This is a genomic window from Herbaspirillum sp. CF444, from assembly GCF_000282135.1.
GTDB lineage: Bacteria > Pseudomonadota > Gammaproteobacteria > Burkholderiales > Burkholderiaceae_D > Herbaspirillum.
The window spans coordinates 63922-78927 of record NZ_AKJW01000061.1; the positions used below are offsets into that span (position 1 = coordinate 63922).

The window sequence follows — 15006 nt, forward strand, 5'->3', positions numbered from 1 at the left end:
CGTGCCGACTTTCCTGTTGCTTAAGCGAAGTGGCGGTCTTCGCCGCTGCCGAACAAATTGGCGACGCAACGGCCGCACAGGCCTTCGTGCTCGGCATGCGAACCAACGTCGGCGCGATAGTGCCAGCAGCGCTCGCATTTCTGATTGGCCGACGGCGTGACGACGATGGCTTCGTCGGCTTCCGCCTCCACCGCAGTGACCTTGGCCGCCGACGTGATCAGCACGAACTTCAGGTCGTCGCCCAGGCTTTGCAGCAAGGCCACCTTGTCGCCGCTGACCTTGAGCTCGACTTCCGCCTGCAGCGAGGAGCCGATGTTGCCTGCGATGCGGACTTCTTCCAGTTGCTTGGTCACGGCCGCGCGCACTTCGTGCAGCACGTTGAACTTGGCGACCAGCGCCTCAGCCTGCGCCACTTCCGGCAGCGTGTAATACGTCTGCGAGAAGATGGTTTCGCTGCTCTCGGCAAAGGCATCCTTGCCGGCAAAGAAGCTCCATGCCTCTTCCGCCGTGAACGACAGCGTCGGCGCCATCAGGCGCAGCAGCGCCTGGGTGATGTGCCAGATCGCGGTCTGCGCCGAACGGCGCGCGTGCGAATCGACGCCGCTGGTGTACAGGCGATCCTTGAGGATGTCGAGGTAAAAGCCGCCCAGATCTTCCGAGCAATACATCTGCAGCTTGGAGACGACCGGGTGGAACTCGTAGGTCTCGTAGTGCGCCAGGATTTCCTTTTGCAGGTTGGCCATGTTGGCGATCGCGTAGCGGTCGATTTCCAGCATCTCGGCGACCGGCACGGCGTTCTTGGCCATGTCGAAATCGGCAGTATTGGCCAGCAGGAAGCGCAGCGTATTGCGGATGCGGCGATAGGCCTCAGTGACGCGCTTGAGGATTTCGTCGGAGATCGAGATCTCGCCGGAGTAATCGCTCGACGCCACCCACAGACGCAGAATTTCCGCGCCCAGCGAGTCGGCCACCTTTTGCGGTTCGACGCCGTTCTTGAGCGACTTCGACATCTTGCGGCCTTCGCCGTCGACCACGAAGCCGTGCGTCAGCAGCGCCTTGTAGGGCGCGCGGCCGTTCAGCATCGACGACGTCAGCAGCGAGGAGTGGAACCAGCCGCGATGCTGGTCCGAACCTTCCAGATATAGATCGGCCGGGAATTGCAACTCCTGCTTGTGTGAACCGCGCAGCACGGTCTGATGGGTCGAACCGGAATCGAACCAGACGTCCAGCGTGTCCTTGTTCTTCAGGTACTGGTCGGCCTCGTCGCCCAGTAATTCTTTCGGATCCAGCGTCTGCCATGCCTCGATGCCGCCTTGCTCGATGCGTTGGGCGATCTGCTCCAGCAGCTCGGGCGTGCGCGGATGCAGCAGGCCGGTTTCCTTGTGCACGAAGAACGCCATCGGCACGCCCCATTGGCGTTGGCGCGACAGTGTCCAGTCGGGACGGTTGGCGATCATGCCGTGCAGGCGCGCCTTGCCCCATGCCGGGAAGAAGGCGGTGTCTTCGATGCCTTGCAGCGCGGTTTCGCGCAGGCTCTTGCCGCCGTCCTTGGGCGTGTTGTCCATGCTCGCGAACCATTGCGAGGTGGCGCGATAAATGATCGGCGTCTTGTGGCGCCAGCAGTGCATGTAGCTGTGGTCGAACATCACCAGCTTGAACAGCGCGCCGGTTTCTTCCAGCTTGGCGCAGATCGGCTTCGACGCTTCCCAGATCGTCAGGCCGGCGAACAGCGGCAGCGACGAGGCATAGCGGCCGTCGCCCATGACCGGGCTGATGATGTCGTCGTCCTTCATGCCGTGCGCCTTGCACGAGACAAAGTCTTCGATACCGTAGGCAGGCGCCGAGTGGACGATGCCGGTGCCGCTGTCGGCGGTCACGTACTCGCCCAGGTAGATCGGCGACAGGCGATCGTAACCCTTGTCGGCGGTCGCCAGCGGATGATGGAAGGCGATCAGCGACAGCGCCTCGCCCTTGGCGGTGGCGATGACCTTGCCTTCCAGGCCGTAGCGTTGCAGGCAGGATTCGACCAGGTCCTTGGCCAGGATCAGCAGCGTCGGTTCGCCGTTGCGCTCGGTCTGCACCAGCGCGTAGTCGAATTCCGGATGCACGTTCAGCGCCTGGTTGGACGGGATGGTCCATGGCGTGGTGGTCCAGATGACGATGTAGCCCTTGTCTGCAGGCAGCTTGGCCAGGCCGAAGGCCTTGGCGATCTTGTCGTGTTCCGCAAACGGGAAGCCGACGTCGATGGCCGGATCGCGCTTGTCCTGGTATTCCACTTCCGCTTCCGCCAATGCAGAGCCGCAGTCGAAACACCAGTTGACCGGCTTCAGGCCGCGATAGACGTAACCCTTCTCCAGAATCGTGCCGAGCGCGCGCAGCTCGTCGGCTTCGTTGGAGAAGTTCATGGTCTTGTACGGATTGTCCCATTCGCCCAGTACGCCCAGGCGGATGAAATCCTTCTTTTGCAGCTCGATCTGTTCGTTGGCGTAGGCGCGCGCCTTGGCTTGCACCTCGGCCACCGGCAGGTTCTTGCCGTATTTCTTTTCGATCTGGATTTCGATCGGCATGCCGTGGCAATCCCAGCCCGGCACGTATTGCGCGTCGAAGCCGGCCATGTTGCGGGCCTTGACGATCATGTCCTTGAGGATCTTGTTGACGGCGTGGCCCAGGTGGATTTCGCCGTTGGCATACGGAGGACCGTCATGCAGGATGAACTTGGGCCGGCCGGCCGACGCCTGGCGGATGCGCTGATACAGTTTCTTGCTCTGCCATTCCTTGACCCATTGCGGCTCGCGCTTGGCGAGATCGCCGCGCATCGGGAAAGCGGTCTCGGTCATGTTGACCGGATACTTGCCGGCCGGCTTGCCTTCAGGTTTGCCCGGCTTGTTTGGCTTGGAGGATTCGTTGTTCGACATAAGTTGTTTTCGGTTAAATTCTGGAAATCGGTGACGGCTGGGGTAGCTGATCCGGCTGTTGATACTGTAAGAAGCGTCGCCGCAAATCACTGCCGGCGAGCGGGGCGGTCCAGCGTCAAATTCGGTCGGTGGCGGACACGGCGAAACTCGCCTGTTCCTTGAACCAGGCACGCGCCTGTTGCGCATCGCGCTCAATGGCTGCCGTCAATGTCGGCAGGTCGACGTATTTCTCTTCGTCGCGCAATTTCTTCAAAAATTCCACGCGCAGCAGCTTGCCGTAGCAATCGCCGCTGTAATCGAAGATGTGCGTTTCCAGCAGCACGCGGCCGCTGTCGTCCACGGTCGGGCGCACGCCCAGGCTGGCCACCGCCGGCAGAGGCTGGTCGCCCAGTCCGTGCACCTGCACGATAAAGATGCCCGACAATGCCGGCCGCTTGTGGCCCACGCGCATGTTCAGCGTCGGGAAGCCGATGGTGCGGCCGAGCTTCTTGCCGTGCACCACATGGCCGGAGATCGCATAGGAGTGGCCCAGCAACTGGCGCGCATGCGGGAAATCCGCCTCGGCCAGCGCCGCGCGGATGGCCGACGACGAGATGCGCACGCCTGCGTTGTTCACGTTGGGCATGGTGTGCACTTCAAAACCGTATTGCTTGCCGGCGTCGATCAGGGTCTGGATGTTGCCGGCGCGGCGGGAACCGAAGCAGAAGTCTTCGCCCACCAGCAGCCAGCGCACGTGCAAGCCCTGGATCAGGATCTTTTCGATGAAGTCTTGCGGCGACAGGGCGGCGAAGTTGGCGTTGAAATGTTCCACGATCACGCGATCGACGCCGGCGTTGGACAGCGATTGCAGCTTGTCGCGCAGGTTGGCGATGCGTTGCGGGGCTTTTTCCGGGGTACCGGCCAGTTGCGCGAAGAATTCGCGCGGATGCGGTTCGAACGTCATCACGGCGGCATCCAGGTTCAGGCGGCTTGCAGCTTCGCGCACCTGTGCCAGCAGCGCCTGGTGGCCACGGTGCACGCCGTCGAAGTTGCCGATCGTCAGCGCGCAGGGCGCACGCGATTCAGCATTGGGAAGTCCGCGAAATACCTTCATGGAAGAGGTGAAAAGTGATGCCGTTGCAAAAGCCTTCCATTATAAATGTTTTCGGAGGCTTACCCCTGATTTGGCGGTGAAACGGCGGGAAACAAGCGATGGCGACGCCTGGTCGGGGCGGCGACCATGTCCGGGAGGCTGGCTTGCGGCACGACATTGTCAAATTGAAATCATTTTATTTTGGAAATATTGCCTGACATTAACGTTCTCTCGCGCATCTCTGGGCATAATGTTCGCCTCAGAAGCCTCGCCATCGAGACGTCACGACATCAGGGAACAGCCATGCAAATAGAAATGGACGACCTTTCGCGGCCCGCAATTCATGCCTTGCTGGAAGAACATTTGCGCAATATGCGCGAGATATCGCCGCCCGAAAGCGTGCATGCACTTGATCTCGACAAGCTGCGCAGCCCGGACATCACGTTCTGGACGGCATGGGAGGGGTCGCAACTGATCGGTTGCGGCGCGCTCAAGGAGCTTGACTGCCGGCATGGCGAGATCAAATCCATGCGCACCCCGGAAGCGCTGCGCCGCAAAGGCGCAGGCCGGGCGATGCTGGCGCATATCATCGAACAGGCCAAAGCGCGCGGCTACGAACGTCTCAGCCTGGAGACAGGATCGTTTGATGCCTTCAAACCGGCGCGGCAATTGTACGAGAGCGTGGGATTCGTCTACTGCGGCCCGTTCGGGACTTATGGCGAAGATCCGAACAGCATGTTCATGAGCTTGCGTCTCTGAACGTCGCCAAAGGGGCGCAGGCAGTAACTACGTTTGCGTCTGCACCTGCTCCTGGCGCGCTTCGGCCAGCATCCAGATGGTGATCTTGCGCACCTCCAGCTTGCTTTGCGTGATGTGGGCGCGCAGCAGGATCTGGGCTTCGGTGGCCTTGCGCTTGGCGATCAGCTTGAGGATCTTGCCGTGTTCTTCGTAGGTCGCCAGCACGCGGTTCTTTTTCAGGAAATCGAGCCGGCGCACGATGCGGATTTTTTCGGTGACTTCGGTGTGGATGCGCGTCATTTCCTCGTTGCCGGCGGCGGCGACCAGGTTGGTATGGAAGCTTTCATCAAGCTCGGCGACCTTGACCGCTTCGCTTTCGCGTTGTTCTTCCGGCACCAGCCAGACGGCGTTCAGTTCTTCCAGGCCCGGCGAAGGATCGGGGTTCTGGCACAGGCGTTCCAGCGCCGCCATTTCCAGCACGATGCGCAGGTCGTAGAGATTGTCGAGGCGATCGAAGTCGATCGGCCGCACCTTCCAGCCGCGCCGGAAACCGACGTCCAGATAGCCTTCGCGCTGCATCCGGAACAAGGCGTCGCGCAATGGCGTGCGGGAGACGCCGTAAGACAGCGCCATCTCGGTTTCGGTGAAATTGTCCCCCGGCAACAGGCGAAAATTGAAGATGTCTTCCTTGAGCCGGTTGTAAACCTGTTCAGCAAGCGGATTTGCGGCAGTTACGGTCATGGCGGAACGTCGTCAATACAAAAGGAAAATCGGAACAAAAGTTTTACGGCATCAGGCTGACATGGGCGGCGACGATACGCCAGCCGGCTTCCATGCGCACCCAAGTCTGCATCTGGCGGCCGATTTTATCCGAGTCGTCGGCGCTGAACTCGGTACTGACGGTAGCATAGTCGCTGCCGAAGGTCGTGACCACCGTGCGATGCAGCTTGCGCGAGGGATGCACCGGCGCGCAGGTCTGGCGGTACTGGCGGATCGCCTCGCCGCCCAGCAGGATTTCGCCCACGCCGTAACGCACCGTCTGCGGGTCGTACCAGAACCAGCGATCCAGCGCGGGCACGTCATGGATCAACAGGGCGTGTTCATAGTCGGCAAAGGCTTGTTCGACTTCTTCCACGATGTGCGGCAGATTGACTTGCGGACTCATGATACGGATTCTCCGGCAGTTTCCTTGAATGCGGTTTGCAGCGTGGACAGCGGCGCCTGCCAGCCGACGATGCCGCCTTGCGCGGTCAGCATGGCCAGCGTGGCCTGGTGGAAGACGGGGAAATAGCTGGCGCAGGCGTCTTCCACGATCAGGCATTCGTAGCCGCGGTCGTTGGCTTCGCGCATCGAGGTCTGCACGCAGACTTCGGTCGTGACGCCGGCAAACAGCAGGTGCGTGATGCCGCGGGCCTGCAATTGCGCGTGCAGGTCGGTGGCGTAGAACGCGCCTTTACCGGGTTTGTCGATCACCAGCTCGCCATCCAGCGGCGCCAGCAGCGGCAGGATCTGGTTACCCGGTTCGCCGCGCACCAGGATGCGTCCCATCGGGCCCTCGTCGCCGATACCTAATGTGGGATTGCCGCGCTTGAGTTTGGCCGGCGGGCAATCGGACAGGTCCGGCAAATGCGACTCGCGCGTGTGGACCACCAGCATGCCGTGTGCGCGTGCCAGCGTCAGCAGTTTCGCCACCGCCGGCACGATGGTCGCCAGCGGCCGCACGTCGTTGCCGAGCACGCTGCCGAAGCCGCCTTCCTCGACGAAATCGCGCTGCATGTCGATCACCACCAGCGCCGTGTGGCGGCTGTCGAATTGGTAAGGATAGGGAATGGCGTCGACGGTAATCATGCGGTCTCCAGTTGCGTGTCAGGCGTTGTCGATGGATTTCCGCGTTGACCGTGTCCGGCCATCCAGCGCCCCAGTTCGGCGCGGTCGGCGCTGGCCGCATCGTTTGCATGCACGATGGCGCCGTCGGTCATCACGAGGATGCGATCCGACAGTTCCAGCAATTCATCAAGATCTTCGCTGACCAGCAAGATCGCCGTGCCCAATGCGCGCGCCTGCAACAGACGCGCATGGATGTCGGCGACCGAGGCGAAGTCCAGTCCGAACACCGGATTGGCGACGATCAGCACGTTGACGGCATCTTCCTGCCGTGTGGAATCGCCCAGCTCGCGCGCCAGCACGGCGCGTTGCACGTTGCCGCCCGAGAGTGTGCCGATGGCGCGTTCCGGCAGCGGCGGTTTGACGTTGAAGGCGGTGATCAGGGCCTGCGCCTGCTTGCGCATGGCGGCGCGATTGACGCTCCAGCGCAGCCAGCCGCTGCGGCGGAAGGGGGCGACATCGAAGTTGCGCAGCGCCATGTTTTCAGCCACGTTCATGCCGGCGATGCAGGCGTTGCGCAGCGGCTCCTCCGGCAGCGCAAAGACCTTGCGTTCGCGCATTTCGGTACGGCTGGCCTGATAGTCCGCGCCGTTGATCTGCACTTCGCCGGACAAGCGGCGGCGCTGGCCGAGCAGGGCTTCCACCAGTTCTTTCTGGCCGTTGCCGGAGATGCCGGCCAGGCCGACGATTTCGCCGCGCCTGACTTGCAGCGACAGCGTATTGACGGCGGTGACGCCACGGTCATTGAGCACCAGCAGCGAATCGACCTTCAGGCCGACCGGCGCATCGGCAGGCACCGGCGGACGCGCCACGGCTTCTTTTTCGACGCGCGCCTGTCCCATCATCCAGTGCGCGAGTTCGGCGGGGTTGGTGTCGGCTACCGCTGCGCTGCCGACCAGACGTCCCTTGCGCAGCACCGTGACGTCGTCGGCGTAAGCCGTGACTTCGTGGAACTTGTGCGTGATCATCAGCACCGTCAGTTCTTCGCGGCGCGTCAGGTCGCGCATCAGGCCGAGCACTTCGTCGGCTTCCTGCGGCGTGAGCACCGAGGTCGGCTCGTCGAGGATCAGCAGGCGGCGCCGCAGATAGAGTTGCTTGAGGATTTCGAGCTTCTGTTTTTCGCCGGCGGACAGGCTGCTGATGAGGCGGTCGAGATCGAGCCGGAACGGCATCGCCTCCATGAATTCTTCCAGTACCTGGCGTTCCAGGTTCCAGTGGATGCGCCAGCGCATCAGGCCGCGCGCCAGCAGCAGGTTTTCCGCCACGGAAAGGCTGGGCGCCAGCGTGAAGTGCTGATACACCATGCCGATGCCCAGCGTGTTGGGCACGCGCGGACCGCGGATTTCCACCTCGCGGCGATCGGCCTGGATGATGCCCTGATCGAGCGGACTGTAGCCGACCAGGCCTTTGACCAGCGTGCTTTTTCCGGCGCCGTTTTCGCCCAGCAGCGCGTGGATGGTGCCGGCCTTGATCTTGATCGAGACCTCGTCCAGCGCGCGGAATTCGCCGAAGGATTTGCCGGCGCCGATGACTTCCAGCTCAAGCGCGTGCATGATTATTTTCCTATCGCTTGCAGCAGCGACGATGAGTCCGACACTGCGCCGAACACGCCGCCCTGCATCTTGATCATCGACAGCGCAGCGAGGTGATTGTTGTGATCGGTGGCGCCGCAGCAGTCGGCCAGCATCACGCATTCGAAGCCGCGGTCGTTGGCTTCGCGCATGGTGGTGTGGACGCAGACGTCGGTGGTGATGCCGGTCAGGATCAGGTTGCGGATGCCGCGCGTGTGCAGCACCAGTTCCAGGTCGGTGGCGCAGAACGAGCCCTTGCCGGGTTTGTCGATGATGATTTCGCCGGGCAACGGCGCCAGCTCCGGAATGATTTCCCAGCCCGGTTCGCCGCGCACGAGGATCTTGCCGCAGGGGCCGTCATCGCCGATGCCGACGCCGTTGGTGCCGATCCGGCGCGAGCGCCAGCGCTTGTTGGCAGGCAGGTCGGACAGGTCGGGGCGATGGCCTTCGCGGGTGTGGATGATGGTGTAGCCGCCGGCGCGCATGGCGCTCAGCACGCTCTTGATCGGCGCGATCGGCGCGCGCGTGAGCGACAGGTCGTAGCCCATCTTGTCGACGTAGCCGCCGATGCCGCAGAAGTCGGTCTGCATGTCGATCACGATCAGTGCAGTATTTCCCGGCTTCAGCGCACCGTCGTAGGGCCACGGGTAGGGTTCGGACTGGATGAACAATTCGGACATGTCGGTTTCTCCTGATTTATCTGGTAAGGCTGAGTTCGCCCGGTGCGCTCGACAGCGTGCGATCGGGACGGCAGGTAATGATCATGATCAGCAAGGTCAGCGCGTAAGGCGCAGCGTTGAACAGGTAATAGCCCGACGTGACGCCAACCGCCTGCAAGGCCGGGCCGAGCGCGCCGGCGGCGCCGAACAGCAGCGCCGCGAGCAGGCAGCGCAGCGGCTGCCAGCGCGCAAAAATCACCAGCGCCACCGCCATCAGGCCTTGTCCGCTGGACAGGCCTTCGTTCCAGCTGCCGGGGTAATACAACGACAGATAGGCGCCGCCTACCGCTGCCAGAAATCCGCCGCAGGCAGTGGCGACGATGCGCGTCAGATTGATGCGATAACCGAGGGCGCGCGCCGTCTCGGCATGGTCGCCGACCAGGCGCAGCGCCAGACCCCAGCTGGTGCTCGACAGTCCCCATTGCAAGGCGGCGGCAAGCAATACGCCGATCAGGAACAGCGCATTGATTTCCAGCGCGTGATGCAGATGCGGATTGCTGCTCCAGCCGCCGAGATCGATCGACGGCAGCATCGCCGCCTGCGGCTGGATGAACGGTTTGCCGAGGAAGAAGGCGAGGCCGGTGCCGAGCAACATCAGCGCGATGCCGAATGCAATGTCATTGACGCGCGGCAGCGAACACACCAGTCCGTGCAAGGTGCCGAGCAACATGCCGGAGGCCCCCGCCGCCAGCACACCCAGCCAGGCCGAGCCGGAGAAGAAAGACACGGCGTAACCGGTCATCGCGCCGCAGACCAGGATGCCTTCCAATCCAAGATTCACGCGACCGCCCTTTTCGGTCAGGCATTCACCCAGGCTGACGAAGAGGAAGGGCGTGCCGACCCGGATGGCGCCGGCGAACAAGGCCAGCAGCAGCGTGGTGAAATCGAAATCAGACATGGCTGGTCTCCGCTGTTGTCGTCGGCAGCGGTTGCGCCTGCACCTGCCAGCGTGTTTTCAGCGCGGCGAGTCGGCCGGTAATGGCTTCCCACGCCAGCAGATTGCAGAACAGCAGTCCCTGCAACACCAGCGTGGTGGCGTCGGGCAGGTCGAGGCGGCGTTGCAGCAGGCTGCCGCTGGCTTCGACGCCGCCGATGACGACCGCGCAAACGATGATGGCGAGCGGATTCTGGCGCGCCGCAAAGGCCACCAGGATGCCGCTGAATCCGTAACCTGCCAGTAGCGCGCTATTGGCGCTGCCGTGCACGGCGGTGACTTCGAACATGCCGGCCAAGCCCGACGCAGCGCCTCCCATTGCACAGGCGATCACGACCAGGCGATTGACCGGCAGGCCGACCAGACGCGCGGTGCGGCCGTTGCCGCCGGCAATCGCCATGGCGAAACCGGTCACGCTATGGCGTAGGAAAATCCATGCCGCCATGCAGGCCAGCGCACCCCACACCAGGCCCCAATGCACGTCGAGTCCGGGCAGGGGATTGATCAGATAGGCTTCCGGCAGCGGCAAAGTGGACGGTTTGTTGAGACTGGCAGGATCGCGCAGCGGACCTTCGACCAGATGTTTGAACAATGCGACTGCAATGTAGGAAAGCAGCAGGCTGGAAATCGTTTCGTTGACGCCGCGCCATTGGCGCAAGGCGCCGCACAGGGCAATCCACAGACCTCCGGCAATCATGGCGACGACGGCCATCGCCGGCAGCATGATCCACGGCGACAGCGCCGGTAGAAAAGAGGGGAGCACGGCGGCAAACAAACCGCCCATCGCCAGCGCGCCTTCGCCGCCGATGACGATCAGGCCGACGCGCGCCGGCAGCGCCACGCACAAGGCGGTCAACAACAAGGGCGCGGCGCGCTGCAAGGTATTCTGCCAGGCGAACATGGAGCCGAAAGCGCCCTGGAAAATCAACAGGCAAGCCTCGGTGGCGGGCTTGCCCTGCACCAGAAGGAACAGCACGAACAGCAACAGTGCGCCGCTCAATGCACACAGCGTCGGCAGCACCGGCGCCAGCGTGACGGCAGCACGGGCTTTGAGCCGTAAAATGAAAACCCTGTTTTCCGCGCGGTCGTGTGTGGTCATGGCGATCGATGAACGTGAAGGGCGAGAAAATCTTTACGAGGCAGCCAAGGCGCGTTGCAGCGATAGGTAGCCATCGCTGCAACGCGCTGCCGCGCCACATGGTGTTAAGCAGTTTTCATACCTGACCGACGACGCCCGCCACCAGATAATTCATCTTCTCCAGCGCCACATCGGTCTGCACCTGCGTCGTGCCGGCCGGGATCACGACCGCGCCCTTGTTGTCCTTGATCGGGCCCTTGAAGATCTGGAATTTGCCGGCCAGCATTTGCGCCTTCACGTCATCGGCCTTCTTCTTGGCGGCGGCGCTGACGTTGGCGCCGTACGGCGACATTTTCACGAAGTTGTCCTTGAGGCCGCCGCGCAGGAAGTTGATCATCGGTTTGCCTTCGACCGTGGCTTTCACGATTTCCGTGTACGGCGTCGCCCAATTCCACTCGGCGCCAGTGAGGTAGCCCTTGGGCGCGAGCGCGGCCTGGCTGGCGTGATAGCCGCAGGTCATGATGCCGCGCTTCTCGGCGGTTTCGACGATGACCTTGGGACCGTCGACGTGGCAGGTGATGACGTCGCAACCCTGGTCGATCAGGCTGTTGGCGGCTTCGGCTTCCTTGACCGGCAGCGACCAGTCGCCGGTGAAGATCACGTGCGTGGTGATCGACGGATCCACCGATTGCGCGCCCAGCGTGAAGGCGTTGATGTTGCGCAGCACCTGCGGGATAGGCTTGGCGGCGATGAAGGCCAGTTTCTTCGATTTGCTCATGTGGCCGGCGACCACGCCGCTGAGGTATTCGCATTCTTCGATGTAGCCGAAGAAGCTGCCGACATTCAGTGGATGCTTGCCGGCGGTCCACAGGCCGCCGCAGTGGGCGATGCGCACCTTGGGATATTTCTCCGCGACTTTCAGCACGTGCGGATCGAAGTAGCCGAACGAGGTCGGGAAGATCAGCGATGCGCCGTCCTGCTGGATCATCGCTTCCATGGTCTTTTGGACGGCGACGGTTTCCGGCACTTTCTCTTCTTCGATGACCTTGATGCCGGGCATTTTCTTGATGATGGCGGCAGCCTGCGCATGCGACTGGTTGTAGCCGAAATCGTCGCGCGCGCCGACGTAGATGAAGCCGACCGTCAACGGTGCGGCAGCCAGCAGGTCCAGCGGAAATGCCGCGCCCAGTGCAGCGGCGCCGGTCAGTTTGAGAAAGTCACGACGGTTGTTCATCTTTGGCTCCGGTAAAAGGAAACGTTGGTGATGTTGTTGGCAAAGTGGTGTTCAAAAAATCATGCAGCAAATTATCTGGGCGGTTGCGCCGTGGCTTCGCGCCTGACTTCGGTCTGGAAAATCTTCAGGCTCATCTTCTTGGCTTCGATGAAGCGCGGCTGCGTCAGGGTCTCCACCGTGCGCGGACGGACATCGTCGTAATGCAGGATGTGCGCCACCTTGGTCGGACGCTTGGTCAGCAGCAGGATCTCGTCGGCGAGATAGACGGCTTCTTCCAGATCGTGCGAGACCAGCATCATGGTGGTGCCGGTTTGCATGAAGACTTCCTGCAGCTTTTCGCGGATGAACAGCGTCATCTCGAAGTCGAGCGCGGAGAACGGTTCGTCAAGGAACAGCACCTCCGGCCCCGGCGCCAGCGCGCGCATGATGGAGGCGGTCTGTTGCTGTCCGCCGGACATCTCATACGGATAGCGGTTGAGGTCGAACTTGACGTCGAAGGAGGCGACCAGCTCTTCCACGCGGCGGTTGATCTCGACCTTGGATTTGCCTTCCAGCTTGAGCGGATAGGCGATGTTGTCGATGGTGCGCAGCCACGGGAACATCGCTTCGCGGTAGTTCTGGAAGACGTAGCCGATCTTGGTGTCGGCCAGTGATTTGCCGTCGAACAGGATCTGGCCCGCGTCGATCGGGATCAGACCGGCGATCATGTTGATCAGCGTCGACTTGCCGCAGCCGTTGGGACCGAACACCGAGACGATTTTGTTCTTGGGAATGTCGAGATTGAAATCCTCGTACAAGGGCCAGCCGGCGAAATATTTCGTCAGACCGCGGATCGTGATGTGGGTGCCGGGCGGGCCAGGGACGAAAGGAACGACCGGTTCTTCATATTTCAGTTTTGGGGAAATGACGACGCTCATCTTCCGCTCCAATGGACGATACGTTTTTCGATCACGATGAACACCACGTTCAGGGCATAGCCGAGCGCGCCGGCAGCCAGGATCGCCGCATACATTTCGCGCACGTTCAGCACTTGCTGGGCATCGATGATCTTGTGGCCGAGGCCGTTTTCGGAACCGATGAACATCTCGGCCACGATCACGATCACCAGCGCCATCGACACCGCGCTGCGCAGGCCGACGAAGGTCGGTTGCAGGCTTTCCCACAGCAGCACGTCCTTGAAAATCTGCCAGCGCGACGCGCCCATGACCTTGGCCGCCATCACGCGCTGCTTGCGGGCATTGAGCACGCCGTAAGCGCTGTTGAACAGCACGATCAGCAGCGCGCCGAAGGCGGCGATGGCGACTTTGTTGATGTCCGACACGCCGAAGATCAGCAGGAACAGCGGGATCAATGCCGACGACGGCGTCGAACGGAAAAAGTCGATCAGGAACTCCACGCTGCGATAGGCGCGCTCGTTGCTGCCCAGCAGGACGCCGAGCGGCACGCCGACCACCGCCGCGATGACGAAGGCTTCCAGCGTGCGCATCACCGTCACCAGGAAGTCCATCAGCAGCGGGCCGCCGGCCAGGCCGTTGACCAGCGTGATCAGCGTCGCCGCAGGCGTCGGCAGCAGGATGGCCTTGATCCATCCCGCGCGCACCACCAGGTCCCAGATGATGAACAAAGCGATCGGACCGACGATGGGCAAGAGCTTGCCGAAGGAGGGCGGCGTGCGGCGTTTCTTGGCAACGGGCGCCACTTTGATTTCAGTCGCGGGAGCGGCCGCGGTATCCGGCTTGGATGCGCCGCCGGCAGTGATGATGGTAGTAACTGAGTCAGCCATGATCAACCCTTGTAAAGAAGTGAATCCACCATCACGCGCGAGGCGAAGATGCCCTTGTCGACGAACAGGTCGTAGAACTTCTGGAAGTAGGCGACGTCGCTGGCCTTGAACTCGTTGTAGAGCATGTAGGACGCCAGCGGCACTTCGTTGGTCAGCGAGCCTTCGATGGCGGTGTAGCCCTTGAGGTAAGGACGCGCCTTGTCCGGCGTCTTGCGGATCAGCTCGATGCCGCGCGCGTAGGCGGCGATGTATTTTTTCGTCTCGGCCGGATGCTTCTTGATGAAGTCGGTGGTCAAGGCCGCCGCGCCGCCATGCCATGGCGCGCTTGGATTGCCGAGGATGTACTTGGCGATGACGCCGGCTTCCAGCACGCGCGTGGTGTTGTTCATGCGGCCAACGGTGCCGGTCGGTTCCAGCGTGTAGACGGCGTCGACTTGGCCGGCGGCGAGCGCGGCGACGTGCTGGCCGATCGGCAGTTCGGTGACGGTGGCGCCGGTCGCGCCCGCGCGCTCCAGCACGGTCTTGGCCAGCGTGACGTTCTGGATGCCGGGGCCGGAGGCGACCTTCTTGCCCTTGAGTTCGGCGATCGATTTGATGGTGCTGTCCTTGGGCACCAGGAATTCGTCGAGCACGTATTGCGCATTGCTCGGATTGGTGGCGAAGATCTTGAACAGGCCCGGCTGGGCGATTTCGCCGATGGCCAGATTGCCGGCGCCGGTGCCGTTGGCCGAGCCATCGGCGCGACCCGACAGCATGGCTTCCATCACCTGCTGGGCGCCGGCGAACTTGATCGGTTGCACGTCGAGACCGGCTTCCTTGAAGTAGCCGGCTTCCACTGCGGCATAGAAGGGCAGGCCGGCGGCGACGGGCCAGTAGCCGATGCGGATCGGTACGCTCTGCGCGCGCAAAATGGCCGGCGCGCCGCCCAGCGCCAGCGTGGTCGCGACCGTACCGGCGGTGCCGAGAAAACGGCGGCGTTGCGTAGATTCAACCCCCGATTCAGTCTGCGTTGCGAAAGTGTTCGTCGTGTCCGGGTTTGCTGTCTTTTTCATGCTGGCTCCGTGAGGTGGGGGCGGAA

14 protein-coding genes are annotated in these 15006 nt (G+C 62.5%); 1 reads left to right on the forward strand and 13 read right to left on the reverse strand.

From position 1 onward, the window contains the following. Positions 1-20: 20 nt before the first annotated feature. Complete coding sequence (gene ileS / locus PMI16_RS13185; protein WP_007880236.1) at positions 21-2915, reverse strand: isoleucine--tRNA ligase; 2895 nt, start codon at positions 2913-2915, stop codon at positions 21-23. 115 nt (positions 2916-3030) lie between these two features. Next, positions 3031-4008, reverse strand: a complete 978-nt coding sequence (locus tag PMI16_RS13190; RefSeq protein WP_007880237.1) for a bifunctional riboflavin kinase/FAD synthetase — start codon at positions 4006-4008, stop codon at positions 3031-3033. 282 nt (positions 4009-4290) lie between these two features. On the opposite strand from PMI16_RS13190, the gene PMI16_RS13195 reads away from it, so the two are divergent. Next, a complete protein-coding gene (locus tag PMI16_RS13195; RefSeq protein ID WP_007880238.1) occupies positions 4291-4746 on the forward strand; it encodes a GNAT family N-acetyltransferase in 456 nt (151 codons plus the stop codon). A 27-nt stretch (positions 4747-4773) separates the two neighbouring features. On the opposite strand, the gene PMI16_RS13200 is transcribed toward PMI16_RS13195, so the two are convergent. The 11 genes from PMI16_RS13200 to PMI16_RS13250 form a co-directional block, all read right to left on the reverse strand. After that, positions 4774-5466: a GntR family transcriptional regulator gene (locus PMI16_RS13200; protein ID WP_007880240.1), complete on the reverse strand. Its 693-nt coding sequence runs from the start codon at positions 5464-5466 to the stop codon at positions 4774-4776. Between the two features lie 43 nt (positions 5467-5509). Continuing rightward, positions 5510-5890 carry an oxalurate catabolism protein HpxZ gene (hpxZ, locus tag PMI16_RS13205; protein ID WP_007880243.1) on the reverse strand — a complete coding sequence of 127 codons (381 nt, stop codon included), beginning with the start codon at positions 5888-5890 and terminating at the stop codon, positions 5510-5512. Continuing rightward, positions 5887-6573: a cysteine hydrolase family protein gene (locus tag PMI16_RS13210; RefSeq protein WP_007880244.1), complete on the reverse strand. Its 687-nt coding sequence runs from the start codon at positions 6571-6573 to the stop codon at positions 5887-5889. Before PMI16_RS13210 ends, hpxZ begins: the two co-directional genes overlap by 4 nt. Then, positions 6570-8162, reverse strand: coding sequence for an ABC transporter ATP-binding protein (locus tag PMI16_RS13215; RefSeq protein ID WP_007880245.1), 1593 nt, complete (start codon positions 8160-8162; stop codon positions 6570-6572). Before PMI16_RS13215 ends, PMI16_RS13210 begins: the two co-directional genes overlap by 4 nt. 2 nt (positions 8163-8164) lie before the next feature. Beyond that, complete coding sequence (gene biuH, locus PMI16_RS13220; protein WP_007880246.1) at positions 8165-8860, reverse strand: biuret amidohydrolase; 696 nt, start codon at positions 8858-8860, stop codon at positions 8165-8167. A 16-nt stretch (positions 8861-8876) separates the two neighbouring features. Further along, positions 8877-9797, reverse strand: a complete 921-nt coding sequence (locus tag PMI16_RS13225; protein ID WP_007880247.1) for an ABC transporter permease — start codon at positions 9795-9797, stop codon at positions 8877-8879. Then, positions 9790-10932 (reverse strand): ABC transporter permease, encoded by a 1143-nt coding sequence (locus PMI16_RS13230; RefSeq protein ID WP_007880249.1) that lies wholly within the window; start codon positions 10930-10932, stop codon positions 9790-9792. The genes PMI16_RS13225 and PMI16_RS13230 overlap by 8 nt, the downstream gene beginning before the upstream one ends. Before the next feature lie 115 nt (positions 10933-11047). Further along, a complete protein-coding gene (locus PMI16_RS13235; protein WP_007880251.1) occupies positions 11048-12145 on the reverse strand; it encodes a BMP family ABC transporter substrate-binding protein in 1098 nt (365 codons plus the stop codon). A 71-nt stretch (positions 12146-12216) separates the two neighbouring features. Further along, positions 12217-13062, reverse strand: a complete 846-nt coding sequence (locus PMI16_RS13240; protein ID WP_007880253.1) for an ABC transporter ATP-binding protein — start codon at positions 13060-13062, stop codon at positions 12217-12219. Further along, on the reverse strand, positions 13059-13928 hold the full coding sequence (locus PMI16_RS13245) for an ABC transporter permease (RefSeq protein ID WP_007880260.1): 870 nt from the start codon (positions 13926-13928) through the stop codon (positions 13059-13061). Before PMI16_RS13245 ends, PMI16_RS13240 begins: the two co-directional genes overlap by 4 nt. Positions 13929-13930: 2 nt before the next feature. Continuing rightward, positions 13931-14980, reverse strand: a complete 1050-nt coding sequence (locus tag PMI16_RS13250; RefSeq protein ID WP_007880261.1) for an ABC transporter substrate-binding protein — start codon at positions 14978-14980, stop codon at positions 13931-13933. Between the last annotated feature and the right edge of the window lie 26 nt (positions 14981-15006).

Excerpts from the sequence above, each read along its gene's own strand:
- ileS (WP_007880236.1), bottom strand. The coding sequence starts at position 2,915 with ATGTCGAACAACGAATCCTCCAAGCCAAACAAGCCGGGCAAACCTGAA.
- PMI16_RS13190 (WP_007880237.1), bottom strand. The coding sequence starts at position 4,008 with ATGAAGGTATTTCGCGGACTTCCCAATGCTGAATCGCGTGCGCCCTGC.
- PMI16_RS13195 (WP_007880238.1), top strand. The coding sequence starts at position 4,291 with ATGCAAATAGAAATGGACGACCTTTCGCGGCCCGCAATTCATGCCTTG.
- PMI16_RS13200 (WP_007880240.1), bottom strand. The coding sequence starts at position 5,466 with ATGACCGTAACTGCCGCAAATCCGCTTGCTGAACAGGTTTACAACCGG.
- hpxZ (WP_007880243.1), bottom strand. The coding sequence starts at position 5,890 with ATGAGTCCGCAAGTCAATCTGCCGCACATCGTGGAAGAAGTCGAACAA.
- PMI16_RS13210 (WP_007880244.1), bottom strand. The coding sequence starts at position 6,573 with ATGATTACCGTCGACGCCATTCCCTATCCTTACCAATTCGACAGCCGC.
- PMI16_RS13215 (WP_007880245.1), bottom strand. The coding sequence starts at position 8,162 with ATGCACGCGCTTGAGCTGGAAGTCATCGGCGCCGGCAAATCCTTCGGC.
- biuH (WP_007880246.1), bottom strand. The coding sequence starts at position 8,860 with ATGTCCGAATTGTTCATCCAGTCCGAACCCTACCCGTGGCCCTACGAC.
- PMI16_RS13225 (WP_007880247.1), bottom strand. The coding sequence starts at position 9,797 with ATGTCTGATTTCGATTTCACCACGCTGCTGCTGGCCTTGTTCGCCGGC.
- PMI16_RS13230 (WP_007880249.1), bottom strand. The coding sequence starts at position 10,932 with ATGACCACACACGACCGCGCGGAAAACAGGGTTTTCATTTTACGGCTC.
- PMI16_RS13235 (WP_007880251.1), bottom strand. The coding sequence starts at position 12,145 with ATGAACAACCGTCGTGACTTTCTCAAACTGACCGGCGCCGCTGCACTG.
- PMI16_RS13240 (WP_007880253.1), bottom strand. The coding sequence starts at position 13,062 with ATGAGCGTCGTCATTTCCCCAAAACTGAAATATGAAGAACCGGTCGTT.
- PMI16_RS13245 (WP_007880260.1), bottom strand. The coding sequence starts at position 13,928 with ATGGCTGACTCAGTTACTACCATCATCACTGCCGGCGGCGCATCCAAG.
- PMI16_RS13250 (WP_007880261.1), bottom strand. The coding sequence starts at position 14,980 with ATGAAAAAGACAGCAAACCCGGACACGACGAACACTTTCGCAACGCAG.